A 24,606-nucleotide genomic window follows, 5' to 3' on the forward strand; every position below is an offset into this window, starting at 1 on the left:
CCGCGCCAGCTCCCGCCCGGCCATGGCCCGTTGGGCAGGGAGGGCCGGGTCCGTCAGCGCAGCGGCAGCACCGTGCCCGCGACCGTGAGGAGGACCTGTTCGCACTCGGCGGCGATCGCCGCGTTGAGACGGCCCAGTTCGTCGCGGAAGCGGCGGCCCGACGCGGTGGCCGGGACGACCCCGGACCCCACCTCGTTGCTGACGGTCACCACCGTGCGCCGCGTCGCGCGGAACGCGCCGACCAGCGCCGAGGTGCGCGCGCCCAGCGCCCGCGCGCCCGCGTCCGCCCAGCGCTCGTCCTCCCACGCCCCCACGGCGTCCATCGCGTCGGTCAGCCACAGCGCGAGGCAGTCGATCAGCAGCGGCGGCCCCTCGCCGTCCGCCAGCAGCGGCACCAGGTCGCATGTCTCGACCGTCGTCCAGCCCGGCGGGCGGCGCTCGCGGTGCGCCGCGACGCGCGCCGTCCACTCCGGATCGTCCGCGCGCCGGCCGCCGGTGGCCGCATAGGTGACCTCGGGGAACGTGGCGAGCCGGCGCTCCGCCTCGGCGGACTTCCCGGACCGGGCGCCCCCCAATACCAGCGTGCGCCGGGGCACTTCGGGCACCAACCGGTAGTCGCCCACGGTCAGCGTCGTGCCGTCCGGCTCGGCGCGTGCCCCCGCCGCGGCCAGCCGCCGGTGCGTCTCCGCGCCCGGCTGGACATCGTGGTCCAGGTGAACGGCCACCACATCCGTGGCCAGCGCCGCCGCGCCCGTGCCGCGCAGCCGGGCCAGCGCCTCCGGCCGCCCGGTCACATCCAGCAGGCACAGGTCGTACGGCGGCCCGTCGGCCGCCCCCGCCGGGGCGGCGCCCGGCGGGAGATACAGCAGCCGGCCGCCGTCCGGGCCGGTGACCGCGTACCCCGTGCCGGGCGCGTCCACCGCCACGGCGCGCACCCGGTGCCCGGTCAGCAGGGCCAGGTCGCGGCCGTCGGGCAGCCGTACCGGCGCGGGCAGTTCGGGCGGCAGCTCCAGCGCGGGCCCGTTGTGCGGGTGGCTCAGCAGCACCTGTTGCACGCCGGTGAGCGTGTGCCCGGCGCGTGCCGCCGAGAGCGCGAGCCCCGGCGTGAGATCCAGCAGCAGCACCCCGTCGACCAGGACGGCGGTCGCGGTGCGCACATCGGCGTCGAGCGCCCGCGCGCACGCCGCGCAGGGGCAACCGGGGCGGGGAAGCCCGGCGGGGGCGCCCGTGCCGAGCAGTGTCACGTGCATTTGACGATCCTCTCGTCCCGCGCCCGGGCACGCGCGCGGTGGTGCGCTGGGGGCGCCGACCGTGATTTAGTCTGCGATCAGGCAGTCGGGCCATCAGTCAGTCAGTCAGGCAGGAAGCGGAGGCTTCGTATGGCGTGGGAGTGGCGGTTCGAAAAGGCGGACGGCACGACGACCGAGCCGGCCCAGCCGCCCGGCGACTTCGGCACCCAGGGCGACGCGGAGTCCTGGATCGGGGAGTCCTGGCCCGAACTGCTGGCGGAGGGCATCGAACAGGTGACGCTCCTGGAGGACGGCGCCAAGGTCTACGGCCCCATGAGCCTCCACGGCGCCGAGGACTAGGGCCTGTATCGAGTTCCCGCCCGGGCCCGCGACGCCAGTCACGGCACCTCGCCGCTCCCCCAGACTCCGTCTGGGAGGTGCCCCCAGCCGAATCGCGCGAATACGGCCGGGTATGAGCTGCGATCCGGTGCCTTGCGATGCACCGCGTCTGACGCCGCGGGCTGATCCGACCGGGAACTCGATACAGGCCCTAGCGGCACCGAACAGACCCCGCCCCGCGCCCCGTTACGCCTCACCGAGCGTGACCTCGGCGGTGTGCCGCTCCCCGTTCCGCTCGTAGGTGACCTCCGCCCGGTCCCCGGGACGGTGCGCGGCCAGCGCCTCGGCCAGCGACACCACATCGGTGACGTCCTCCTTGCCCACGCGCACCACCACATCGCCGGGGCGCAGCCCGGCCCTGGCGGCCGGGCCGTCCTCGTCGGCCTCCACGATCGCCGCGCCCACGGGCTGGAACCCGTCGCCCAGGACCGTGCGCACCGAGACGCCCAGCGCCGCCCGGCCCGAGTCGACGACCCGGCCGTGCTCGATCATCTGGTCCGCCAGGAACGTCACGGTGGAGGCGGGGATCGCGAAGCCGATGCCGGGCGCCTGGCCGCCGCTGAGCCCCGGGTCCCGGGCGGCCAGCGTCGGGATGCCGATGACGTGCCCGGAGAGGTTGACCAGCGCGCCGCCGCTGTTGCCGGGATTAATCGCGGCCGAGGTCTGCACCATGTTGCCCAGCGTCGCCTGGCCCTCGCCCTCGCTGACCGAGCGCCCGACCGCCGAGACGATGCCCTGGGTCACGCTGGAGGACAGCCCGAGCGGATTGCCCATGGCCAGCACGATCTGGCCGACCTCCACCTTGGAGGAGTCGCCGAACGTGGCCGGCCGCAGTTGGTCCGGCGCGTCGTCCAGCGCGATCACCGCGAGGTCCTGCTCCGGATAGGACGCCACCAGCTCGGCCCGCTCCGGCTGCTGCCCGGTGGCCAGCAGCACCTCGAACCGCTTCTCCTCGCCCACCACATGGGCGTTGGTGACGATGTGCCCCTCCTCGTCGTACACCACCCCCGAGCCCAGCCCGTCCCCGGTGGTGATCTGCACGACGGACGGCAGCACGTCGTTCACCACCTCCTCGTACGTGTCCTGGAGGTCGTCGGAGACGGTCGGCGCCGGGGCGCGTGAGGCACGCACGGCCCGGGTCTCGTCCGCGTCGGGGGAGCCGCCGGTGCAGCCGGCGCCCACGGCGAGCAGCGCGCCCGCGCACAGGAGGACCGCGCCGGGGGACAACGGCGATGGTGAGCTCAGGGCCATAGCCGCATTGTGTCCGCGGGAGGGCTCATGGCCCGGTAGGGGCACTACGCCGTTCCGGGCGGACCGGACCTACCGGGGCGAACCAGGATCTAGCGGGGTGACTCGCCGCGCTTGATCCCCGGCCGGGGCAGCCGCATGCGCCGCATCTGCATCGTCCGCATCAGCGCGTACGCCGAGGCGCCCCGCAGGCTCTCGTCCGGGAACCGGGCGCGCAGCTCCTTCTTCAGCCGCCGCGTCAGCAGGATCGAGTCGGCGACGATCATCAGAATCACGGCGAGCCACAGCAGCAGCGCGATGTTCCGCGCCTGGAGCGAGGGCAGCATGCTGAGCACCAGGATCAGCACCGCGATCGGCAGGAAGTACTCCGCCACGTGCCACTTGGCGTCCACGAAGTCCCGCGCGAAGCGCCGCACGGGACCGCGGTCCCGTGCGGGGAGGTGCCGCTCGTCGCCGGACAGCAGCGCCTCGCGCTGCTTGGTCAGCGCCGCCCGCCGGGCCTCCCGGGTGCGCCGGGCGGCCTCCTTGCGGTTCGTCGGGGGCTTGACGACGGCCCGGCGCAGGGCCTCGGCCTCGCTGCGCTTGGGCGTGGGACGGCCCTTCGGCGCCTGCGGGTCGCGGCCCTGGGGCTGCTCCTCCAGGGGCTCGGTGGCGTTGTCTTCTTTCGAACGGCTTCGGAACACGTGCTCAAGACTACGGTCTCGGGCGCCCGGCCCCCAACGGCCGTGACCACTACTCCTCCGGGTAGTCCTCAGGCGGGAGGGCGGCGGCCCCGCGATCGTCCTGAGGGAGGACCCAATCGGCGACGAGCGGTGCGCTAATGGATACGGGCCCCGTAGGGTAGTAGGGGATCAGCAGCAGAATTGCCCGAGGTTCGAGTCCGTGACGAAGGGGGCGCGCGAAGCCCATGAGCGGTGTCATGAAGCGGATGGGGATGATCTTCCGCGCGAAGGCCAACAAGGCCCTGGACCGGGCCGAGGACCCGCGGGAGACGCTCGACTACTCGTACCAGAAGCAGCTTGAGCTGCTCCAGAAGGTGCGCCGCGGCGTCGCCGACGTCGCCACCTCCCGCAAGCGGCTCGAACTCCAGCTCAACCAGCTCAACGGCCAGTCCGCCAAGCTGGAGGAGCAGGGCAAGAAGGCGCTCGCGCTGGGCCGCGAGGACCTGGCCCGCGAGGCGCTGACCCGCCGCGCGGCGCTCCAGCAGCAGGTGAGCGACCTCCAGCAGCAGCACGAGACCCTGCAGAACGAGGAGAGCAAGCTCACGCTTGCCGCCCAGCGGCTCCAGGCGAAGGTGGACGCGTTCCGCACCCGCAAGGAGACGATCAAGGCGACCTACACGGCCGCCCAGGCGCAGACCCGCATCGGCGAGGCGTTCTCCGGCATCTCCGAGGAGATGGGCGACGTCGGCATGGCCATCCAGCGCGCCGAGGACAAGACCGCGCAGCTCCAGGCCCGGGCCGGCGCCATCGACGAGCTGCTCGCCTCCGGCGCCCTGGACGACCCGACCGGCACCTCCAAGGACGACCTGACCGCCGAGCTGGACCGCATTTCGGGCAACGCGGACGTAGAGTTCGAGCTGGAGCGGATGAAGGCCGAGCTGGCCGGCGGCAGCTCCGCGGGACGCCAGGCCCTGGAGGGCGGCAGCTCCGCGGCGGTGCAGCAGGACAAGCAGGAATCCCCCAAGTTCGACAAGCAGTGAGAGCCTGGAGGGCATCGTGATCGTGCGGATCATGGGGGAGGGGCAGGTGAAGCTCGACGACAGTCACTTCCCCACCCTCAACGCGCTCGACGACGAGCTCATGACCGAGCTGGAATCCGGCGACACCGAGAGATTCCGCCGCACACTCGGAGCCCTTCTGGAAGCCGTCCGCACCATGGGCACGCCGCTGCCCGACGACGCGCTCGAACCCTCGGAGCTGATCCTGCCCGCCCCCGAGGCGTCCATTGACGAGGTGCGCGCCATGCTCACCGAAGACGGGTTGATCCCCGACTGAAGCGAAGCCGCCCGGCCGTGACCACTTCCCCCTGGGCCCGCGCCGTTCAATGGCTGAGGGCACACCCACTCGCGTTCGACGCCCTGCTGGCGCTCGGTGTCCTCGGCGTCACCCTGTGCGCCTCCGTCACCGTGGCCCGCCCGCCCGACGGCGGACCCGGCTTCGGCAAGCGCGAACTGCCCAGCCACACCCTGGTTCTGACGGTGCTCGCCTGCGCCGTTCTCGTGCTGCGCCGCCGGCACTCCATGACGGTCCTGTCGGTCCTCAGCGGCCTGGCCCTGGTGGAGCTGGCGCTGGGCACCGGCTCGCACCTGCCGGAGGAGCGGCACGCGTCGATCCTCATCACCGTCGTCGTCGCGCTCTTCACCGTCGCGGCCCGCACCGACCGCCACACCACCTGGCTGGTCGGCCTGGCCACCACCGCCGTGTTCACCCCGGCGGCGATGCTGCTGGGCGCCCAGCCCTGGTACGACTCGGAGAACCTGGGCGTCTTCGCCTGGACCGCGCTGGCCGCCGCCGCGGGCGAGGCCGTGCGCAGCCGCCGCGCCATGGTCGACGCCATCAGGGAACGGGCCGAGCGCGCCGAACGCACCCGGGAGGAGGAGGCCCGCCGCCGGGTGGCCGAGGAGCGGATGCGGATCGCGCGCGAGCTGCACGACGTCGTCGCCCACCACATCGCGCTGGTCAACGTCCAGGCCGGGGTCGCCGCCCATGTGATGGACACCCGGCCCGACCAGGCCAAGGAGGCGCTGGGCCACATCCGGCAGGCCAGCCGGCGGGCGCTCGGCGAGCTCCAGACCACCGTGGGACTGCTGCGCCACCAGGACGAGCCGATCGCCCCCACCGAGCCCGCGCGCGGGCTCGGCGTGCTGGACGAGCTGGTGGACGGCTTCACCAAGGCCGGGATGTCGGTGACCGTCGAGGCGCCGGCCGCCGCCGGGCCGCTGCCCTCCGCCGTGGACCTGGCCGCCTACCGCGTCGTCCAGGAGGCGCTGACCAACGTGCACAAGCACGCCGGACCCGAGGCCACCGCGCGGGTGCGCATCGTCCGGCAGGGCGGCGCCGCCGACGCGGCGCTGCACATCACCGTGGACGACGACGGCCCGGGCGACCAGGCCGCGGCCCGGGAGGGCCTGGGCAGCGGACACGGGCTGACCGGCATGCGGGAGCGGGCCGCCGCGCTCAGCGGCACCTGCGAGGCGGGTCCGGTGGCGGGCGGCGGCTTCCGGGTCCGGGTGACGCTGCCGTTGCAGGCGCCGTCCCGTCCGTCGGAGGCCGAGGCGCAGGCGGGCCAGCGCCGCGCCGCGACGGGCCGGAGGTGCTCGTGATCCGCGTGGTGCTCGCCGACGACCAGGCGCTGCTGCGCAGCGCGTTCCGCGTGCTCGTCGACTCCGACCCCGGGATGACCGTCACCGGCGAGGCGTCCGACGGCGCCGAGGCGCTGGAGGTGATACGGCGGGCCGGCGCGGACGTGGTCCTGATGGACATCCGGATGCCCGGCATGGACGGCCTCGCCGCCACCCGGGCCATCGGCGCCGACCCCGCGCTGGACGAGGTGCGGGTGGTGATCCTCACCACCTTCGAATCCGACGACTACGTGGTGGAGGCGCTGCGCGCGGGCGCCTCCGGCTTCCTCGGCAAGGGCGCCGAGCCGGCCGACCTGCTGCACGCCATCCGGCTGGCCGCCGCCGGCGAGGCGCTGCTGTCGCCGACCGCGACGCGCGGGCTGATCGCGCGGTTCCTCGCCCAGGGCGGGGGCGGGGACGGCGAGGGGCAGGACGCCTCGGCCCTGGACGTGCTCACCGCCCGGGAGCGAGAGGTGCTGGTGGAGGTGGCGGGCGGCCTGTCCAACGACGAGATAGCCGAGCGCCTGACCGTCAGCCCGCTCACGGTGAAGACCCACATCAACCGGCTGCTGACCAAGCTCTCCGCCCGGGACCGGGCCCAGCTCGTCGTGACCGCCTACGAGACGGGGCTGGTGCGCCCGCGCTCGTCCTGAGCGGGCCGTTCACACGAACCGGCGGCTACAAGTACTGCACCGACGGCAGATACGGCCGGGGCGGGCGCATCCCGCGCAGGCACAGCCAGCCGTCGGGGGCCAGGTCAAGCCCGGCGGCGAAGCCGACGTCCAGCGCCCACTCCTGCTCGGCCGTGAGGTGGCGGAGCGTCGCGGTGGCCCCGGCGGGCAGGCCCAGCAGCGCCGAGGTGAGCAGCCGGACGGCGATGCGGCGCGAGGTGGCGGCGAGCAGTTCGACGCGGCCGTCGTCCGCGAGATAGCAGTAGCCGCTGCCACCGAGATCGTCCGCCACGACCACCCGGCAGTGCCGCAGCAGCTCCTCGTGGTCCGGGCCGTGCGCGCTGCCGCGCAGCCGGCGGTCGACGGAGTCCATCAGATCGCGGTGCGCGGGCCCGCCCTCGATGGCCGGCCCGTCCGGCACGGACAGTCGGGTGGCGTCCACCGTGCCCGTCATCCGCATGGTGGGGTGCAGGCCGAACCCGGCGCCGCGGTAGACGCGGGCCGCGGCCGCGTGCGGCCGGGCGCAGATCATGCCGCGCAGGGTGCCGCGGCTGTACGCCAGCGCCCGGCGCATCAGTTCGGTGCCCACACCCTTGCCCTGCGCCCCGGGCGCCACCACCAGCAGCGACAGCCCCCACAGGCTCTCGCGCAGGCTGGCCAGGACGGCGCCGACCGGCGTGCCGGCGTCGTCCTCGGCGAGCCAGCAGCCGGCCGGGTCGGTGGTGGCCAGATGCCGAACTCTGCGCAGGAACCGGGCCGTTCGCCGTTCGGACCACTCCTCGTCGGGAAAGGCGGCGGTGGTCACGGTGTGCACGGCCTCGGCGTCCGCCCGGTTGTCGCGTACCTGATGCAGGATCATGGATCCATCGTGACGTGCCACCGGCGGCTCAGCCAGAGTCCCTGGGTCCTGTCCGGTCGGTCGATGGGGGTCCCCCCGGGGGCACCTCCCGGCGGGGCCTAAGGCAGGGCCAGCATCCGGTCGAGGGCGAGCCGGGCGAAGTGCTCGGTCTCGGGGTCGACCTGGATGCGGTTGACGACCTTGCCGTCCGCCAGCGACTCCAGCGCCCACACCAGGTGCGGGAGGTCGATGCGGTTCATGGTGGAGCAGAAGCACACCGTCCGGTCCAGGAACACGATCTCCTTGCCCTGGGGGGCGTACCGGGCCGCCAGCCGGCGCACCAGGTTCAGTTCGGTGCCGATCGCCCAGCGGGAGCCGGCCGGGGCGGCCTCCAGCATGGAGATGATGTGCTCGGTGGAGCCCACGTGGTCGGCCGCCGCGACGACCTCGTGCCGGCACTCGGGATGCACCAGGACGTTGACGCCCGGGATGCGCTCGCGGACCTCCGTCACCGAGTCCAGCGAGAAGCGGCCGTGCACCGAGCAGTGCCCGCGCCACAGGATGATCCGGGCCCGGCGCAGCTCGTCGGCGGTCAGCCCGCCGCCGGGCTTGTGCGGGTTGTAGACGACGCAGTCGTCCAGGGACATGCCGAGGTCGCGCACCGCGGTGTTGCGGCCCAGGTGCTGGTCGGGCAGGAAGAGCACCTTGCCGTCCGCGCCGCCCCGCCCGGCCTGGGCGAAGGCCCACTCCAGCGCGCGCCTGGCGTTGGAGGAGGTGCACACGGTGCCGCCGTGCCGGCCGGTGAACGCCTTGATGTCGGCGGAGGAGTTCATGTACGTGACGGGCACGGTGACATCGGCCACGCCCGCGTCGGTCAGGACGTCCCACGCCTCGGCGACCTGCTCGGCGGTGGCCATGTCGGCCATGGAACACCCGGCGGCGAGGTCCGGGAGGATCACCTGCTGCGCGTCGGAGGTGAGGATGTCGGCCGACTCGGCCATGAAGTGGACCCCGCAGAAGACGATGTACTCCGCCTCCGGGCGGGCCGCGGCGTCGCGGGCCAGCTTGAACGAGTCGCCGGTCACGTCGGCGAACTGGATGACCTCGTCGCGCTGGTAGTGGTGGCCGAGCACGAACAGCCGGTCGCCCAGTCTCGCCTTCGCCGCGTGGGCGCGCTCCACCAGGCCGGGGTCGGAGGCCGCCGGCAGGTCGCCGGGGCAGTCCACCCCGCGCTCGCTGGCCGGGTCGGACTCGCGGCCGAGCAGGAGGAGGGCGAGGGGGCTGGGCGTGACGTCCAGGGTCGTGTGGGCGGTGTTCACGGCACGCACCCTTTCTGTTGCTGTTCCGACGTCTTTTCGTCGAACTGACGCAATGGATCATAACTCCTTCGCGTCAGCTTGACGATGTCCATCGCGTCACTGTGACGCATTCCGCGGCGGAGTGACGTGTGCGAGCATGGGTAAAAGAAAAGACGCGCCGGAGCGGAATGATTCCGGCCGGCCGTCTGTTGGTGCACTCGCCAGAGCTTTCCGTACTACCCGGGAGATACGCAGATGTCCGTAACGGAAGAGACCGCTGTCAGCGGCGGCATCATCCTTTCCGACACGGCCGTGGCGAAGGTCAGGAGCCTGCTCGAGCAGGAGGGACGCGACGACCTCGCGCTCCGCGTGGCGGTTCAGCCCGGCGGTTGCTCCGGTCTGCGCTACCAGCTCTTCTTCGACGAGCGTTCGCTGGACGGTGACGTCGTCAAGGACTACGACGGCGTGAAGGTGGTCACCGACCGGATGAGCGCGCCGTATCTCGGCGGTGCGTCGATCGACTTCGTCGACACCATCGAGAAGCAGGGCTTCACCATCGACAACCCGAACGCCACCGGCTCCTGCGCCTGCGGCGACTCCTTCAGCTGAGCCGGACGCCGCGCCCGCCCGGCTGCACGCCTGTCCGCCCGCCCCCTCGACGCGAGGGAGGCGGGCGGAGGCCGTTCTGCGGCGGGGGCGCGTCAGCGGACGGGGACCGGCTCGCCCCGCTCGTCGAGCAGGGTGCGGTCGCCCACGGGCTCCGAGAGGCGGACCTGTGCCGACTGCTCCTCGGCGAGCGCGATGCACTCCAGCTCCGGGTCGCTGTCCACGACGTCCAGGCGCACCCGCACCTCGCCGGCCGACTCCTCCGCCGTGGCCTCGTGCCGGCCGCAGACGCCGCCCCAGAACCACAGCGTCAGGGTCTCGTCGGACTCCTCGTAGGGCTCCACCGACCAGCCGGTCTCCGAGATCTCGGGTGACTCTCCCGGGTCCGCCGGCACCGGCGACTGTTCTTCCGGCTGCTCCGGCTGCTCCGGCTGCGCGGGCTCACCCGTCGCGGTGTCGCCCGGCTCGGACCCGTCGTCCGCCGCGCCCGCGAACTCGTGCGCGACCGCCGGCCCGCTGTCGGTGAACGGCTCCCCGGACTCCAGCGTGCCGCTGAACAGCCACGACGGCACCAGCACCGGCTCCTCCTCCGAGGAGTGCAGCGCCAGGCCGAACTCGGCCGTCACCGACACCGGCGCCGGCTTCTCGTCCAGCCCTCCGCAGTCCGGTTCCGCGCCGCCGCCCTCGGCGTGCGGCACCGGCTCGGCGCTGGCCGCCGGGCCGCACATGATCGCCGGCACCGGCATCGGGCCGGCGGCCTCGTTGTACGCGGCGACCGCGTCCTGCGCGCTGAGCGTCCCCCGCGACTCGTTCGTCTCGAAGGTGTTCAACGTGCCGCTCGCCCACGTCACCTCGCCGTCCGCCCCGACGAACACCTCGGTCTCCAGGCCGTGCACCGGCAGCCCGTCCACCGTGGGGGAGGCCCGCACGATCCGCTCGGCACCGCTCGTCCGCCCCGCGTCCACCACCGCGTCCGCCAGGCCCAGCGAATCGAGCAGCGGCTCCGCCGCGGCCAGCGCCTCGTCCTCGCCGGGCGGCGTACCCATGCCGTCGCTGCTGACCGCGGCGTTCGGATCGGCGGCGGACCCCGCGCCCGCCTCCGCCCCCGGCGCCTCCTCGACCAGGGCCGTGAACTCCCCGCCGCCCCAGATCCAGTACCCCTGGGCCGGTCCGTCCGACAGCACCGTCAGCACCCGGCCGTCCGCGCCGGACACCGTCCACACCCCGTCCGCGCTCGGCGTCAGCTCGCCGTCCAGGCCCAGGGCCGCGCTCAGCTCCTCGGCGCGCTCCTCCGGCAGCTCCCCGGCGTAGTACACCGGCGCGAGCTCCGGCGGGGCCCCCGGGTCACCGGTCAGCCGCAGCGTCGTCGGCCCCGGCCACCCCATGGCCAGATCGGCCTCCGCGCCGCCCGCCACCCCCAGCTCGAGCGTTCCCTCGCCGTCCAGCACCAGCGGCGCCGTCTCGCCGGGCGGATCACCGTCCGGGGAGTCGTCCTCGGTCAGCGCCCGCGCCCCGTACAGACCGCCCCCGATGACCGCGACGGCCACCGCCACCGCCGTGACCGCGGGCCACCTGCGGCGCCCGGGCTCGTCCTGAGGGCTCTCCGGGGGCGCCGCCCCGTCGCGGGTCTCCTCGTCAGCCACGCCATCGCTCCTCGGAATCGCGGAATCGCTACGCCCGTTGGACGGTTCGCCGCCGTGCCCGGTTCCCCCTCGAGAACCGGTCGCGACCTGACGTACGGTCCCGCCGGAGGCTGTCCGAGCCCCGCCGGCTCGGTAGCCTGGAGGCCCCCAGTCGCCTTCCCGGGAGCAGACTCACCGTGCGTATCGCCGTCTCCGGCTCCATCGCTCACGATCATCTGATGACCTTCCCCGGTCGTTTCGCCGACCAGCTCGTCGGCGATCAGCTCCACACCGTCTCGCTGTCCTTCCTGGTCGACTCCCTGGAGGTGCGCCGCGGCGGAGTCGGGGCCAACATCTGTTACGGCATGGGGCAGTTGGGCGCCTCGCCGATCCTGGTCGGGGCGGCTGGCGCGGACTTCGAGGAGTATCGGGCCTGGCTCGACCGGCACGGCGTGGACACCGCCTCCGTGCGGATCTCCGAGATGCTGCACACCGCCCGTTTCGTCTGCACCACCGACGCCGACCACAACCAGATCGGCTCCTTCTACACCGGCGCGATGAGCGAGGCCCGGCTGATCGAGCTCCAGTCGGTCGCCGACCGCGTCGGCGGCCTGGACCTGGTGCACATCGGCGCCGACGACCCCGAGGCGATGCTCCGCCACACCGAGGAGTGCCGCACCCGCGGCATCCCGTTCGCCGCCGACTTCTCCCAGCAGCTCGCCCGCATGGAGGGCGAGGAGATCCGCGTGCTCACCGAGGGCGCCGCGTACCTCTTCCACAACGAGTACGAGAAGGCGCTCGTCGAATCCAAGACCGGCTGGTCGGCCCAGGAGATCCTGGAACGGGTCGGCACCCGTGTCACCACGCTCGGCGCCCGCGGCGTCCTCATCGAACGGGCCGGTGAGGCGCCGATCGAGGTCGGCTGCCCCGACGAGGACGCCAAGGTCGACCCCACCGGCGTCGGCGACGCGTTCCGCGCCGGCTTCCTCGCCGGGCTGGCCTGGGGCACCTCCCTGGAGCGCGCCGCGCAGGTCGGCTGCATGGTGGCCACCCTGGTCATCGAGACGGTCGGCACCCAGGAGTACGAGCTGACGCGCGGCCCGTTCATGGACCGCTTCGTGAAGGCCTACGGCACGGACGCGGCCGACGAGGTGCGCGAGCACCTCATCTGACGGCCGTGGCTGCCCGCTACGCCGACCGGCGCACCCGGTAGGCCGTGCCCGGGCCGACGTCGACCGGCGACTCGCCCAGATACTCGTGGCCGCGCATCGCGCACCAGGCCGGGATGTCCAGGCGGGCCGCCGTGTCGTCCGACAGCACGGTGATCACCCCGCCCACCCGCACCTGGCCGATGGCCCGGGCCAGCTCGATGACGGGCACCGGGCACAGCTTGCCCAGCGAGTCCACGGTCAGCGCGTCGCCGTCCGCCGCGGGCACGGTGACGGGCGGGGGCGGCGACAACTGGTCCCGGACCGCCGCCACGGTGCCCGGCAGCACCGCGAGGAAACGCTCCACCTCCTCGGCGGGCGTGCCCGGCGGCAGCGACACCCGGACGTTCCCCTCCGACAGCACGCCCATGGCGCGCAGCACATGGCTGGGCGTCAGGGTGCTTGAGGTGCACGAGGACCCCGAGGACACCGCGAAGCCCCCCCGGTCCAGCGCGTGCAGCAGCGCCTCCCCGTCGACATAGAGACACGAGAACGTGACGATGCCCGGCAGCCGGTGCTCCTGGTCGCCCACCACCTCCACGTCCGGCACCAGCTCCGGCACCCGCGCCCGGATCCGGTCCACCAACTCCCGCAGCCGGGCCGCCTCCGCCGCCGCCTCCTGCCGGACGGCGCGCAGCGAGGCCGCCGCCGCCACGATCGCCGGGATGTTCTCGAAGCCGGGCGCGCGCCCCGACTCCCGTTCGTCCACCGGTCCCGGGGGCGCGAACCGCACGCCCTTGCGCACCACGAGCAGCCCCACGCCCCCCGGTCCGCCCCACTTGTGCGCGCTCCCGGTCAGCACCGACCAGTCGCCCCCGACCGGCTCCCACGGCAGCGACTGCGCCGCGTCCACCAGCAACGGCACCCCCGCCGCCCGGCACACCTCGGCGATCTCCACCACCGGCTGACGGGTGCCCACCTCGTGGTTGGCCGACTGCACGCACACCAGCGCCGCCGGCCCGGGACCGGCCGCCAGCGCCGCGGCCACGTCGTCCGGGGCCACCCGGCCGGCGCGGTCCACGCCGATCTCCGCCACGGTGCCGCCCGCGTTCCGGTGAACGTCGGCGGCGTGCAGCACCGCCGAGTGCTCGACGGCGGACACCAGCAGATGGCGCCCGGCGCGGGCGCGCCCGGCGAGCGCCCCCACGATCCCGGTGTGCAGAGCGCGCGTTCCCGAAGAGGTGAACGTCAGTTCGTCGGGGCGGCAGCCGACCGCCTCGGCGGCCGTCTCCCGCGCCGCGTCGAGCAGCATCCGGGCGCGGCGCCCGGCGCGGTGCAGCCGGCCGGGGTCGGCCCAGCCGTCGTCCAGGGCGGCGAGCAGCGCCTCCCGCGCGACCGGGTGCGGGGGAAGAGAGGAAGCGGCGTCGAAGTAGGGCACGGTCAGCACGCTAACCCGTGGGCCCGTTCGGGACCCGCCGACGGCCGCGAACGGTGCCTCGTGCGCGGCCCCGGCGCGTTGACGCACCCTCCCCGCGTGCCGCCGGAGGGCGTCCAGTAGGGTTTGGTCCGCATAAACATCCAAACCCCTGCCCGTGTCAGGGCCGGCCCCCGCTCCGTGCGAAGGCAGCCCGGACCATGGGCGAGACTCTCGGGAAGGCGCTACGTGAGTCCCAACGGCTCCGACCGCTCGTCGCGGCGCCCGATGCGGCGGATCCTGCCGCAGGCGCTGATCGCGGGCCTGGTCCTGGCAACCGCGACAGGTTGCACATCCGAGGACTTTCCCCGTCTCGGCATGCCCACCCCGGTCACGGAGGAGGCGCCGCGCATCCTCTCCCTGTGGCAGGGCTCCTGGGCGGCCGCGCTCGCCACGGGCGTGCTGGTCTGGGGCCTGATCCTGTGGAGCGTGTTCTTCCACCGGCGGTCCCGGACAAAGGTCGAGGTCCCCCCGCAGAACCGGTACAACCTCCCCATCGAGGCGCTGTACACGCTCGTCCCGCTGATCATCGTCTCGGTCCTCTTCTACTTCACCGCGCGCGACCAGACCGAGCTGATGAAGACCTCCGACGAGCCGGACCACGTCATCAACGTGGTCGGCTTCCAGTGGAGCTGGGCGTTCAACTACATCGAGCCGGTGGGCGCCTCGGACAACGACGCGCGCACCGCCCCCGAACTCGCCGGCATCCCGGACCGCATCGCGGAGCGCTTCCCCGACAACGCCGACGGCGTCTACGAGATCGGCACCCCCGCGGACCGCGACCCGGACACGGGCAACCCCGGTCCCACCCTGGTGCTTCCCGAGGGCGAGACCGTTCAGTTCGTCCTCACCTCCCGCGACGTCATCCACTCCTTCTGGCCGGTGCCGTTCCTGATGAAGCAGGACGTGATCCCCGGACACACCAACGTCTTCGAGGTGACGCCGGACCGGCAGGGCACCTTCATGGGCAAGTGCGCGGAGCTCTGCGGCACCGACCACGCGCGCATGCTCTTCAACGTCAAGGTCGTCTCCCCCGAGGAATACGACGCTTACCTTCAGGAGCTGGCGGACAGCGGCCAGACCGGCTATATCCCGGCGAGCATCGAGCAGACCGACGCCGCCCGGAACGCGGAAACCAACGAGGGGCAGTCGTGAGTATCCTCGAACGCAACCAGGACCAGGAGTCGGACGTCCAAGCGGCCGTCCAGGCCCCGTACCGGCGCCAGCCGGGGTCCCTCGTGGTTCGGTGGCTCACCACCACGGACCACAAGACGATCGGCACGATGTACCTGCTGACGTCGTTCCTCTTCTTCATCGTCGGCGGCGTGATGGCGCTCATCATGCGTGCCGAGCTGGCCCGGCCGGGCAGCCAGGTCGTCTCCAACGAGCAGTTCAACCAGCTCTTCACCATGCACGGCACGGTGATGCTGCTGCTGTTCGCGACGCCGCTGTTCGCCGGGTTCGCCAACTGGATCATGCCGCTCCAGATCGGCGCGCCCGACGTGGCGTTTCCGCGGCTGAACATGCTGGCCTACTGGCTGTACCTCTTCGGCGGACTCCTGGTCGTCGCCGGCTTCTTCACCCCGCAGGGCGCCGCCAGCTTCGGCTGGTTCGCCTACTCGCCGCTCTCCGACGCGATCCGGTCGCCCGGCATGGGCGCCGACATGTGGGTGATGGGCCTGGCGCTGTCCGGCTTCGGCACGATCCTCGGCGCGGTCAACTTCATCACCACCATCATCTGCATGCGCGCCCCGGGCATGACGATGTTCCGGATGCCGATCTTCACCTGGAACGTCCTGCTGACCGGTGTGCTCGTGCTGCTGGCCTTCCCGGTGCTCGCCGCCGCCCTGTTCGCGCTCGCGGCCGACCGCATGTTCGACGCGCATATCTTCGACGCGGCCAACGGCGGTGCCATCCTGTGGCAACACCTCTTCTGGTTCTTCGGCCATCCCGAGGTGTACATCATCGCGCTGCCGTTCTTCGGCATCGTCTCGGAGATCATCCCGGTCTTCAGCCGCAAGCCCATCTTCGGCTACATCGGTCTGGTCGCCGCGACGATCCTGATCGCCGGCCTGTCCGTGACGGTCTGGGCGCACCACATGTACGTCACGGGCGCGGTGCTGCTGCCGTTCTTCTCCTTCATGACCTTCCTGATCGCGGTCCCGACCGGTGTGAAGTTCTTCAACTGGATCGGCACCATGTGGAAGGGCTCGCTGTCCTTCGAGACGCCGATGCTGTGGTCGGTCGGCTTCCTGGTCACCTTCCTCTTCGGCGGCCTGACCGGCGTCATCCTCGCCTCGCCGCCGCTGGACTTCGCCATCTCCGACAGCTACTTCGTGGTGGCGCACTTCCACTACGTGGTGTTCGGCACGGTCGTCTTCGCGATGTTCGCGGGCTTCCACTTCTGGTGGCCCAAGTGGACCGGCAAGATGCTCGACGAGCGGCTGGGCAAGATCACCTTCTGGACGCTGTTCATCGGCTTCCACGGCACGTTCCTGGTGCAGCACTGGCTGGGCGCCGAGGGCATGCCGCGCCGGTACGCCGACTACCTGGACGCGGACGGCTGGACGGCCCTGAACACGATCTCCACGATCAGCTCCTTCCTGCTCGGCATGTCGATGCTGCCGTTCTTCTACAACGTCTGGAAGACCTGGAAGTACGGCGAGAAGGTGGAGACCGACGACCCGTGGGGCTACGGCCGTTCGCTCGAATGGGCGACCTCCTGCCCGCCGCCCCGGCACAACTTCCTCACCCTGCCCAGGATCCGTTCCGAATCGCCGGCCTTCGACCTGCACCACCCCGAGGTGGCGGCGCTCGACCAGTTGGAGAACGAGGCCCGTCACGAGGCCGAGGCCCTCACCGGAAAGGAGGCCGGCCAGTGAGGATCCAGGGGCACCTGTTCAGTTGGATCGGCGCCTTCATGCTCGCCGTGGCGATCGTCTACGGCGTGTGGTCCAAGGAGCCGGTCGGTACCACGGCGCTCTTCCTGTCCTTCGCGCTGAGCGCGATGATCGGGTTCTACCTGATCTTCACCGCGCGCCGGGTCGACACCGGGGCGATGGACAACAAGGAGGCCGACGTCGCGGACGACGCCGGTGAGGTCGGCTTCTACAGCCCGCACAGTTGGGCCCCGCTGATGCTGGGCGGCGGCGGTGTGCTGGCGTTCATGGGCCCGGTCTTCGGCTGGTGGTTCCTGTTCTTCACCGCGCCGCTGGTCGTCATCGGCCTGTGGCTGTGGGTCTTCGAGTACTACCGCGGCGAGAACCAGAACCAGTAGCCGCCGACGGCGCGCACGGCACGGCCCTCGGGGGGAGACCCTCCCCGGGGGCCGCCCGTTTGCAGCAGGCCCGCGCGCCCGCCGGGGGGACAATCCGTACGTTGTGCCTATGAGTCACACAACTCGCATAAAGGTGGGATGTGCGCTGATAGTCGCTCCGCTGCTGGCCGGCCTCACCGGCTGTGGCGACGGCGACGAGCCGCTGGCCACCGACCCGTACAACGCCGCCGGGGCCCTGTCCTTCGGCACGGCGGACGGCCAGGAGGCCGCCCGCGTCGACCCCGATCAACCCCTGAAGATCAGCACCAAGGGCTCCGGCACCCGCATCACCGACGTCATCGCCACCGACGCCGGCGGCCGCCCGCTCGCCGGCGAACTCGCCGCGGACGGCCGCGGCTGGCACAGCACCTCACCCCTGGCCGCCGAGTCCACCTACACCGTCCGCGTCAGCACGCAGAACGGCAGCGGCGCCCCCGGGCGCGGCGTGCACAGCTTCACCACCCGCGCCGCCGGGGGCAAGCGCCTGGACGTCACCTTCGGCCCGGAGGCGGGCACCTATGGCGTCGGGCAGCCCATCACGGCCACTCTCAGCCGCAAGGTCGGCGAGGCACGCGAACGGGAGCTGGTGGAGGCCGCCCTGACGGTCACGTCGGAGCCGCGCGTGGAGGGCGCCTGGCACTGGGTGGACGACAAGGAACTGCACTACCGCCCCAGGGAGTACTGGCCCGCCCACGCCACCATCTCCGTGCGCTCGCACCTGGAGGGCCTGCCCATCAGGGACGGGCTGCGCGGCGGCACCGGCAAGCCCCTGGACCTGAAGACCGGCGACCGGATCGAGGCGGTCGCCGACATCAGTTCGCACACCATGACGGTGTCGCGCAACGGCGAGGAGCTGCGCACGCTGCCCATCACCACGGGCAAGGAGGGCTTCGCCACCCGCAGCGGCAAGAAGGTCATCCTGGGCCGCGAGCAGCATGTGCGGATGACCGGCACCAGCATCGGCATCCCGGCCGGCTCCGCCGAGTCCTACGACCTGGCCGTGTACTGGGCCGCCCGCCTCACCTGGAGCGGCGAGTACGTGCACGGCGCGCCCTGGTCCGTCGCCTCCCAGGGCTCGGCCAACGTCAGCCACGGCTGCACAGGGATGTCCACCGAGAACGCGCAGTGGTTCTACGAACTCGTCAAGCCCGGCGACGTCGTCGAGCACATCAACGGCTTCGGCGAGGACATGGCGCCGTTCGGCAACGGCTTCGGCGACTGGAACCTCTCCTGGGACGAGTGGCTCGCGGGCAGCGCCCTGCACGCGGCCGAGGCCCCGCCCGTGACGGAGAACGGCGACGGCGACACCGGCGCGAGCCGACCGGACGTCACGACCGGCCGGCTGCAGGCGGAGATCTGACGCCGGTCAGACGGCGGAGGGCAGCTTCCGGCGCAGCAGGGAGGCCAGGGCGGTGGCCAGGTCCGACGGGTCCACCGGGTGGGCCACGGTGGCCTCCGCCCGGCTCCAGGTCGCCAGCCACGCGTCCTGCGGGCGGGCGATCAGCAGCAGCACCGGGGGGCACTCGAAGATCTCGTCCTTGATCTGGCGGCACACCCCCATGCCGCCGGCCGGAGTGGCCTCGCCGTCCAGCACGCAGACGTCGATGCCGCCCTTCTCCAGCTCCATCAGCACGGCGGGCAGGGTGGCGCACTCGACGTACTCGACCGCGGGAACGTCGTCGGCGGGCCGCCGGCCGGCGGCGAGCCGCACCTGCTCGCGGGTGTTGACGTCGTCGCTGTAGACCAGCACCGTGGCGGTGCGCTCCATCGTTCCTCCGCGGGGTGGGCGTTGTCCGTTGCGGCGGATGCTACTCCGTCAGGCGCGGCCGTGGGCAGGCCCCGAACGGCCGGGACACACCGAACCGGACCCCCGAGACAACCCCCGGAATACCGCCCGACATAATGACGGGCGTGGCGACAGCAACTGCAGCAGAAACCGGGCACGCGATCCCTTCGGTCAACCGGCCGAACGTCACCAGTGTCGGAACCGTCATCTGGCTGAGTTCCGAGCTGATGTTCTTCGCGGCCCTCTTCGCGATGTACTTCACCCTGCGGTCGGTGATGGGGGCGGACTACTGGCAGGAGAACGCCGACGCGCTCAACCTCCCGTTCTCCGGGACCAACACCGTGATCCTGGTCCTCTCCTCGCTCACCTGTCAGCTCGGTGTGTTCGCCGCCGAGCGGGGCGACGTGAAGAAGCTCCGCGGCTGGTTCGTGATCACCTTCATCATGGGAGCCATCTTCATCGGCGGCCAGGTGACGGAGTACGTGGAGCTGGTGAAGCACGAGGGCATCTCGCTGTCCTCCGGCCCCTACGGCTCCGCGTTCTACCTGACCACCGGGTTCCACGGGCTCCACGTGCTGGGCGGGCTGATCGCGTTCCTCCTCGTCCTGGGCCGCACGTACGCGGCCCGGCGCTTCACCCACGAGCAGGCCACCACCGCCATCGTCGTGTCGTACTACTGGCACTTCGTCGATGTGGTCTGGATCGGCCTCTTCGCCACGATCTACTTGATCAAGTAGCACCCTGCCGACATACCGGACGCGCACCTTTCAAGCACCGACGCAGAAGATCCTGACACCGGGGTAATCCGTGAAAAAGCTCTCCGCACGACGGCGCCATCCGCTGGCGGCGCTCGTCGTCCTCCTCCTCGCGCTGGCGGCCACAGGGGGGCTGTACGCCGCACTCGCTCCCGCGGGTGAGGCCCAGGCCGGCGCCTCGGCCCAATCCCTTGCCATCGAGGAGGGCAAGAAGCTGTACGACGTGGGCTGCTCCAGTTGCCACGGCGCGGGCGGCGAGGGCGGCAGCGACGGCCCCAGCCTGGTGGGCGTGGGCGCAGCCGCCGTCGACTTCCAGGTGGGCACCGGCCGCATGCCGATGCAGCAGCCCGGACCGCAGGCGCCGGAGAAGCCCTCGGTCTACTCGCAGGCCGAGATCGACCAGCTCGCCGCGTACATCGCCTCGCTGGGCCCCGGGCCCAACGTGCCGGAGGAGTCGGCCTACGACCCGGCCGAGGGAGACGCCGCCCGAGGTGGCGAACTCTTCCGTACGAACTGCTCCCAGTGCCACAATTTCACCGGGCAGGGCGGTGCCCTCACCCACGGCAAGGAAGCACCCTCGCTGGACAACGTGGACCCCCGGTACATCTACGAGGCCATGGTGACCGGCCCGCAGAACATGCCCTCCTTCCCCGACTCGACGCTGCCGGAGGAGGAGAAGCAGGACATCATCGCGTGGCTGCACGCGGTCAACACCTCGGAGTCGCCGAACCCGGGAGGCTTCTCGCTCGGTGGCTTCGGCCCGGTCAGTGAGGGCCTCTTCGCCTGGACCTTCGGCATCGGCTCCCTGATCGCGGTGACCGTGTGGATTGGCGCCAGGACCGCAAAGGCCAGGAAGTCATGAGTAGCCAGACTGACCAGAGTGCATCGCACAACGACACGTCGGACGACGACCACCTGCCGGCACGGCGGGACGACGGCACTGTCGCGATGGCGGACGACCCGTTCGCCGACCCCGGACTGCCGCCGCACGAGCCGCGCCGGCAGGACATCGACGAACGGGCGGCCAAGCGCTCCGAGCGCACCGTGGCCTTCCTGTTCACGCTGTCCATGCTCGCCACCGTGGGCTTCATCGTCTCGTATGTGGCCATCCCGATCGACGAGATCGTCTACATCTGGCCGATCGGCCACATCAGCGGGCTCAACTTCGCCCTCGGCCTGACGCTCGCCGTCGCGCTCTTCTGTATCGGTGCCGGCGCCATCCACTGGGCGCGCACGCTGATGTCGGACGTCGAGGTCCCCGAGGAGCGGCACGCCATCGAGGCGACGCCCGACGTCAAGGCGCACGTCCTGGAGGAGTTCGCCAAGGGCGCCGAGGAGTCGCAGTTCGGCCGCCGCAAGCTGGTGCGCAACACCATGTTCGGCGCGCTCGCCCTGGTGCCGCTCACCGGCCTCGTGCTGCTGCGCGACACCGGCCCGCTGCCCGGAAACAAGCTGCAGCACACCGCCTGGAAGAAGGGCTCGCTGATCATCAACGAGTCCACCCTCCAGCCGCTGCGGCCCGAGGACATCACGGTCGGCTCCCTCACCCAGGCCATGCCGGAGGGGCTCGACCCGCACGCCGAGGACTTCCACGCCGAGATCGCGAAGGCCGCGGTCATGCTGGTGCGGCTCGAACCGGAGGACATCAAGGACCCGCGGTCCGCCGAGTGGGGCCACGAGGGCATCCTGTGCTACTCCAAGATCTGCACCCACATCGGCTGCCCGGCCACCCTCTACGAGCAGCAGACCCACCACGCGCTCTGCCCCTGCCACCAGTCGACGTTCGACCTCGCGGACGGCGCGCGCGTGCTCTTCGGCCCCGCGGGCCACCCGCTGCCGCAGTTGCGCATCACGGTGAACGACGAAGGCTTCCTCGAGGCGCTTGGCGACTTCGACGAGCCCCCCGGCCCGAGCTACTGGGAGCGCGGATGAGTACCACGTCAGTGAAGTCCCCGACGAAAGCCCGGGGCAAGGCACCGGCGGGCGAGAAGATCGCCGACTGGGCCGACGGCAGGCTGGGTCTCTACAGCCTCGCCAAGGCCAACATGCGGAAGATCTTCCCCGACCACTGGTCGTTCCTGCTGGGTGAGATCGTCCTCTACAGCTTCATCATCATCATTCTGACCGGCGTGTACCTGACGCTCTTCTTCGTGCCGAGCATGGCCCAGGTCGAGTACGACGGCTCCTATGTGCCGATGCAGGGCGTGATGATGAGCGAGGCGTACGCCTCCACGCTGGACATCAGCTTTGACGTGCGCGGTGGTCTGCTCGTGCGGCAGATCCACCACTGGGCCGCGCTGATCTTCATCGTCGGCATCATGTGCCACATGTTCCGGGTGTTCTTCACCGGCGCGTTCCGGAAGCCGCGCGAGGTCAACTGGCTGTTCGGCTGGACCCTGTTCATCTGCGCGATCTTCACCGGCCTCACCGGCTACTCGCTCCCGGACGACCTGCTGTCCGGCACGGGCCTCCGGTTCATGGACGGCGCGATCCTCGCCACGCCGGTGATCGGCTCGTATCTCTCGTTCTTCCTGTTCGGCGGGGAGTTCCCCGGGCACGACATCATCCCGAGATTCTTCGTGATCCATGTGCTGCTGCTGCCGGGCCTCATGCTGGGACTGGTCGCCGCCCACCTGATCCTCGTCGTGTACCACAAGCACACGCACTACGCGGGCCCGGGCAAGACCAACGACAACGTCGTCGGCATGCCGCTCCTGCCCGTGTACACGGCGAAGGCCGGCGGCTTCTTCTTCCTGGTGTTCGGCGTCATCACGGCCATCGCGGCCACCGTGTCCATCAACCCGATCTGGGTGCTCGGCCCCTATCGGCCTGATCAGGTGTCGACCAACGCGCAACCGGACTGGTATCTCGGCTTCTCCGAGGGCCTGGTCCGGATGATGCCCGGCTGGGAATGGGTCCTGCCGGGCGGCTATACGGTCAACTTCGGTCTGATGATCCCGCTGATGATCGTGTTCCCGCTGATGCTGGTGCTGATCGGGATCTATCCGTTCTTCGAGTCCTGGGTCACCAAGGACAAGCGCGAGCACCACATCGCGCAGCGGCCGCGCAACGCCCCCACCCGTACCGGGCTGGGCGTGGCCTGGCTGACGGCCTACGCGGTCACGCTGCTCGGTGGCGGCAACGACGTGGTCGCGGTGAACTTCAACATCTCGATCAACGTGCTCACCTGGTTCTGCCGGATCGGCTTCTTCGTCCTGCCGGTGCTGGCGTTCATCGTCACCAGGCGGATCTGTCTCGGCCTCCAGCGCCGGGACCGGGAGAAGATCCTGCACGGCCGCGAGACGGGCATCATCAAGCGGCTGCCGCACGGCGAGTTCATCGAGGTGCACGAGCCGCTGTCGCAGGACATGCTGTACACGCTCACCGCGCACGACCAGCTCAAGCCGGCCGAGATCGGCGGGGCCACCGACGAGAACGGCGTGCGGCGCAAGGTCAGCCCGCTGGAGCGGGTGCGGGCCAGGATCAGCCGGGGCTACTTCGGCGAGCACGCGCAGATTCCCAAGCCCACCGGCGAGGAGTACAAGGCCATCGCCAACGGCCACGGTCACCACTAGCCGGCCGTCCGGTCCTTCGCACCGAGGGCCGCGGTTCCCACGGGAACCGCGGCCCTCGGCGCGTCTCACGGCGCGTCCGGAGTTCGGGCACGGTGCCGCCGCCGGTGGTCGCCGGGCTAGGCTCGGCGCGGACCATCCAGCCGATCCGCCACTCGCCAGGAGATTGCCATGAGTGTTGTGACCCCCGCCGGAGGCGACCCCGCGGCGGCGCGCACCTGGCCCGACGTGCTGGGCGCCCTGCTCGCCGGCCAGGACCTCACCGCGGACGAGACGGCCTGGGCGATGGACCGGATCATGAGCGGCGACGCGACCGACGTGCAGATCGCCGGCTTCGCGATCGCGCTGCGCGCCAAGGGCGAGACGGTGGACGAACTCACCGGCCTGGTCCGCACCATGTACGACCACGCCAATCTGATCGAGGTGCCGGGCGCCTCGGTGGACATCGTCGGCACGGGCGGGGACCGGGCCAAGACGGTCAACATCTCGACCATGTCCGCGATCGTGGTGGCGGGCACCGGCGCGCGGGTCGTCAAGCACGGCAACCGCGCGGCGTCCAGCGCCAGCGGCGCCTCGGACGTGCTGGAGCGGCTGGGGGTGAACCTCGAACTCACCCCGCAGCGGGTCGCCGAGGTGGCCGTGGAGGCGGGCATCACGTTCTGCTTCGCGGCGAAGTTCCACCCCGCGCTGCGGCACGCGGCCGTCGCCCGCCGCGAGCTCGGCGTGGGCACCACGTTCAACTTCCTCGGCCCGCTGACCAACCCGGCGCGGGTCACCGCGCAGGCGACGGGCGTCGCGGACGCCCGGATGGCGCCGATCATGGCCGGCGTGCTGGCCGAACGCGGCAGCTCCGCGCTGGTCTTCCGCGGGGACGACGGGCTGGACGAGCTGACGGTCACCTCGACGTCCACGGTGTGGACGGTGCGGAACGGGAAGGTCACGGAGGGGTCCTTCGACCCGCGCGACGTCGGGATCGCCCTGGCGCCCGTGGCTGCGCTGCGCGGCGCGGACGCGGCGTACAACGCGGACGTGGCCCGCCGCCTCCTCGAAGGCGAAACGGGCCCGGTGCGCGACGCGGTCCTGCTGAACTCGGCGGCGGCGCTGGTGGCACTGTCCCCGCAGGACCTCCCCCTCACCGACCAGATCGCGGCGGCGCTGCCCCGGGCGGCGGAGTCGATCGACTCGGGGACGGCGAAGACGACACTGGAACGCTGGATCGCGGCCAGCCACAAGTAGTCCCGCCCGGGGGTCGACGCACCGGGCTGCGCCCGGTGTTTTCCCCCACCCACCCGCCCTTGTAC

Annotated in this window: 24 protein-coding genes; 16 read left to right on the forward strand and 8 right to left on the reverse strand. The window is 71.8% G+C overall.

Translation table 11 applies throughout. From position 1 onward, the window contains the following. Window positions 1-53 precede the first annotated feature (53 nt). On the reverse strand, window positions 54-1,250 hold the full coding sequence (locus tag RM590_RS18860) for a bifunctional adenosylcobinamide kinase/adenosylcobinamide-phosphate guanylyltransferase (RefSeq protein WP_311705787.1): 1,197 nt from the start codon (window positions 1,248-1,250) through the stop codon (window positions 54-56). Window positions 1,251-1,379: 129 nt separating this feature from the next. Between RM590_RS18860 and RM590_RS18865 the strand changes: the two genes are divergently transcribed. Further along, complete coding sequence (locus RM590_RS18865) at window positions 1,380-1,589, forward strand: hypothetical protein (protein ID WP_311705788.1); 210 nt, start codon at window positions 1,380-1,382, stop codon at window positions 1,587-1,589. Between the two features lie 225 nt (window positions 1,590-1,814). On the opposite strand, the gene RM590_RS18870 is transcribed toward RM590_RS18865, so the two are convergent. Next, a complete protein-coding gene (locus RM590_RS18870; protein WP_311705789.1) occupies window positions 1,815-2,879 on the reverse strand; it encodes a S1C family serine protease in 1,065 nt (354 codons plus the stop codon). 89 nt (window positions 2,880-2,968) lie between these two features. Next, window positions 2,969-3,559 (reverse strand): DUF3043 domain-containing protein, encoded by a 591-nt coding sequence (locus RM590_RS18875; RefSeq protein WP_311705790.1) that lies wholly within the window; start codon window positions 3,557-3,559, stop codon window positions 2,969-2,971. A 236-nt stretch (window positions 3,560-3,795) separates the two neighbouring features. Between RM590_RS18875 and RM590_RS18880 the strand changes: the two genes are divergently transcribed. From RM590_RS18880 to RM590_RS18895, 4 genes are read left to right on the forward strand one after another with little or no spacing between them, the layout of a single operon-like run. Beyond that, on the forward strand, window positions 3,796-4,578 hold the full coding sequence (locus tag RM590_RS18880) for a PspA/IM30 family protein (RefSeq protein ID WP_311705816.1): 783 nt from the start codon (window positions 3,796-3,798) through the stop codon (window positions 4,576-4,578). 16 nt (window positions 4,579-4,594) lie between these two features. After that, window positions 4,595-4,873 carry a PspA-associated protein PspAA gene (gene pspAA / locus RM590_RS18885; protein WP_311705791.1) on the forward strand — a complete coding sequence of 93 codons (279 nt, stop codon included), beginning with the start codon at window positions 4,595-4,597 and terminating at the stop codon, window positions 4,871-4,873. A 17-nt stretch (window positions 4,874-4,890) separates the two neighbouring features. Next, complete coding sequence (locus RM590_RS18890; protein ID WP_311705792.1) at window positions 4,891-6,201, forward strand: sensor histidine kinase; 1,311 nt, start codon at window positions 4,891-4,893, stop codon at window positions 6,199-6,201. Then, window positions 6,198-6,872 carry a response regulator transcription factor gene (locus tag RM590_RS18895; RefSeq protein ID WP_311705793.1) on the forward strand — a complete coding sequence of 225 codons (675 nt, stop codon included), beginning with the start codon at window positions 6,198-6,200 and terminating at the stop codon, window positions 6,870-6,872. The genes RM590_RS18890 and RM590_RS18895 overlap by 4 nt, the downstream gene beginning before the upstream one ends. Before the next feature lie 25 nt (window positions 6,873-6,897). Here the strand turns inward: RM590_RS18895 and RM590_RS18900 are convergent, their stop codons facing one another. Both RM590_RS18900 and nadA read right to left on the reverse strand, forming a co-directional pair. Continuing rightward, entirely contained in the window at window positions 6,898-7,749 is an 852-nt protein-coding gene (locus tag RM590_RS18900) for a GNAT family N-acetyltransferase (protein WP_311705794.1), read from the reverse strand. A 98-nt stretch (window positions 7,750-7,847) separates the two neighbouring features. Beyond that, on the reverse strand, window positions 7,848-9,047 hold the full coding sequence (gene nadA, locus RM590_RS18905; RefSeq protein ID WP_311705795.1) for a quinolinate synthase NadA: 1,200 nt from the start codon (window positions 9,045-9,047) through the stop codon (window positions 7,848-7,850). Window positions 9,048-9,281: 234 nt separating this feature from the next. Here nadA and RM590_RS18910 point away from each other — a divergent pair, with 234 nt between their 5' ends. Further along, a complete protein-coding gene (locus RM590_RS18910) occupies window positions 9,282-9,635 on the forward strand; it encodes a HesB/IscA family protein (RefSeq protein WP_311705796.1) in 354 nt (117 codons plus the stop codon). A gap of 92 nt (window positions 9,636-9,727) precedes the next feature. Here RM590_RS18910 and RM590_RS18915 read toward each other — a convergent pair whose 3' ends face one another. Further along, window positions 9,728-11,275 carry a hypothetical protein gene (locus RM590_RS18915; protein WP_311705797.1) on the reverse strand — a complete coding sequence of 516 codons (1,548 nt, stop codon included), beginning with the start codon at window positions 11,273-11,275 and terminating at the stop codon, window positions 9,728-9,730. A gap of 176 nt (window positions 11,276-11,451) precedes the next feature. On the opposite strand from RM590_RS18915, the gene RM590_RS18920 reads away from it, so the two are divergent. Continuing rightward, a complete protein-coding gene (locus RM590_RS18920; RefSeq protein WP_311705798.1) occupies window positions 11,452-12,426 on the forward strand; it encodes a carbohydrate kinase family protein in 975 nt (324 codons plus the stop codon). Window positions 12,427-12,442: 16 nt separating this feature from the next. Here the strand turns inward: RM590_RS18920 and RM590_RS18925 are convergent, their stop codons facing one another. Further along, a complete protein-coding gene (locus RM590_RS18925; protein ID WP_311705799.1) occupies window positions 12,443-13,840 on the reverse strand; it encodes a cysteine desulfurase/sulfurtransferase TusA family protein in 1,398 nt (465 codons plus the stop codon). Window positions 13,841-14,065: 225 nt separating this feature from the next. Between RM590_RS18925 and ctaC the strand changes: the two genes are divergently transcribed. The 4 genes from ctaC to RM590_RS18945 all read left to right on the forward strand — a co-directional run bounded on the left by ctaC (window position 14,066) and on the right by RM590_RS18945 (window position 18,552). Continuing rightward, on the forward strand, window positions 14,066-15,031 hold the full coding sequence (ctaC, locus tag RM590_RS18930) for an aa3-type cytochrome oxidase subunit II (protein WP_311705800.1): 966 nt from the start codon (window positions 14,066-14,068) through the stop codon (window positions 15,029-15,031). Between the two features lie 2 nt (window positions 15,032-15,033). Further along, window positions 15,034-16,758: an aa3-type cytochrome oxidase subunit I gene (ctaD, locus tag RM590_RS18935; RefSeq protein WP_394813899.1), complete on the forward strand. Its 1,725-nt coding sequence runs from the start codon at window positions 15,034-15,036 to the stop codon at window positions 16,756-16,758. Next, window positions 16,755-17,153: a cytochrome c oxidase subunit 4 gene (locus tag RM590_RS18940; RefSeq protein ID WP_311705801.1), complete on the forward strand. Its 399-nt coding sequence runs from the start codon at window positions 16,755-16,757 to the stop codon at window positions 17,151-17,153. The genes ctaD and RM590_RS18940 overlap by 4 nt, the downstream gene beginning before the upstream one ends. 109 nt (window positions 17,154-17,262) lie before the next feature. Continuing rightward, window positions 17,263-18,552: a L,D-transpeptidase gene (locus RM590_RS18945; RefSeq protein WP_311705802.1), complete on the forward strand. Its 1,290-nt coding sequence runs from the start codon at window positions 17,263-17,265 to the stop codon at window positions 18,550-18,552. A gap of 6 nt (window positions 18,553-18,558) precedes the next feature. On the opposite strand, the gene RM590_RS18950 is transcribed toward RM590_RS18945, so the two are convergent. Beyond that, window positions 18,559-18,960 carry a DNA-binding transcriptional response regulator gene (locus RM590_RS18950; protein ID WP_311705803.1) on the reverse strand — a complete coding sequence of 134 codons (402 nt, stop codon included), beginning with the start codon at window positions 18,958-18,960 and terminating at the stop codon, window positions 18,559-18,561. Window positions 18,961-19,094: 134 nt separating this feature from the next. Here RM590_RS18950 and ctaE point away from each other — a divergent pair, with 134 nt between their 5' ends. From ctaE to trpD, 5 genes are all read left to right on the forward strand, one after another. Further along, window positions 19,095-19,715 carry an aa3-type cytochrome oxidase subunit III gene (gene ctaE / locus RM590_RS18955; RefSeq protein ID WP_311705804.1) on the forward strand — a complete coding sequence of 207 codons (621 nt, stop codon included), beginning with the start codon at window positions 19,095-19,097 and terminating at the stop codon, window positions 19,713-19,715. A 70-nt stretch (window positions 19,716-19,785) separates the two neighbouring features. Next, entirely contained in the window at window positions 19,786-20,595 is an 810-nt protein-coding gene (gene qcrC / locus RM590_RS18960; RefSeq protein ID WP_311705805.1) for a cytochrome bc1 complex diheme cytochrome c subunit, read from the forward strand. Further along, window positions 20,592-21,665, forward strand: coding sequence for a cytochrome bc1 complex Rieske iron-sulfur subunit (qcrA, locus tag RM590_RS18965; RefSeq protein ID WP_311705806.1), 1,074 nt, complete (start codon window positions 20,592-20,594; stop codon window positions 21,663-21,665). Before qcrC ends, qcrA begins: the two co-directional genes overlap by 4 nt. Next, window positions 21,662-23,308 (forward strand): cytochrome bc1 complex cytochrome b subunit, encoded by a 1,647-nt coding sequence (gene qcrB, locus RM590_RS18970; RefSeq protein WP_311705807.1) that lies wholly within the window; start codon window positions 21,662-21,664, stop codon window positions 23,306-23,308. The genes qcrA and qcrB overlap by 4 nt, the downstream gene beginning before the upstream one ends. A 168-nt stretch (window positions 23,309-23,476) precedes the next feature. After that, window positions 23,477-24,541, forward strand: coding sequence for an anthranilate phosphoribosyltransferase (trpD, locus tag RM590_RS18975; protein WP_311705808.1), 1,065 nt, complete (start codon window positions 23,477-23,479; stop codon window positions 24,539-24,541). Window positions 24,542-24,606: the final 65 nt, after the last annotated feature.

This window comes from Streptomyces litchfieldiae (genome assembly GCF_031845365.1).
In the GTDB taxonomy this organism is placed as follows: Bacteria; Actinomycetota; Actinomycetes; order Streptomycetales; family Streptomycetaceae; genus Streptomyces; species Streptomyces litchfieldiae.

Coding starts and splice junctions, on each gene's coding strand:
- RM590_RS18860 (WP_311705787.1), bottom strand. CDS start 1,250: ATGCACGTGACACTGCTCGGCACGGGCGCCCCCGCCGGGCTTCCCCGC.
- RM590_RS18865 (WP_311705788.1), top strand. CDS start 1,380: ATGGCGTGGGAGTGGCGGTTCGAAAAGGCGGACGGCACGACGACCGAG.
- RM590_RS18870 (WP_311705789.1), bottom strand. CDS start 2,879: ATGGCCCTGAGCTCACCATCGCCGTTGTCCCCCGGCGCGGTCCTCCTG.
- RM590_RS18880 (WP_311705816.1), top strand. CDS start 3,796: ATGAAGCGGATGGGGATGATCTTCCGCGCGAAGGCCAACAAGGCCCTG.
- RM590_RS18900 (WP_311705794.1), bottom strand. CDS start 7,749: ATGATCCTGCATCAGGTACGCGACAACCGGGCGGACGCCGAGGCCGTG.
- RM590_RS18910 (WP_311705796.1), top strand. CDS start 9,282: ATGTCCGTAACGGAAGAGACCGCTGTCAGCGGCGGCATCATCCTTTCC.
- RM590_RS18945 (WP_311705802.1), top strand. CDS start 17,263: ATGAGTCACACAACTCGCATAAAGGTGGGATGTGCGCTGATAGTCGCT.
- RM590_RS18950 (WP_311705803.1), bottom strand. CDS start 18,960: ATGGAGCGCACCGCCACGGTGCTGGTCTACAGCGACGACGTCAACACC.
- ctaE (WP_311705804.1), top strand. CDS start 19,095: ATGACGGGCGTGGCGACAGCAACTGCAGCAGAAACCGGGCACGCGATC.
- qcrA (WP_311705806.1), top strand. CDS start 20,592: ATGAGTAGCCAGACTGACCAGAGTGCATCGCACAACGACACGTCGGAC.
- qcrB (WP_311705807.1), top strand. CDS start 21,662: ATGAGTACCACGTCAGTGAAGTCCCCGACGAAAGCCCGGGGCAAGGCA.
- trpD (WP_311705808.1), top strand. CDS start 23,477: ATGAGTGTTGTGACCCCCGCCGGAGGCGACCCCGCGGCGGCGCGCACC.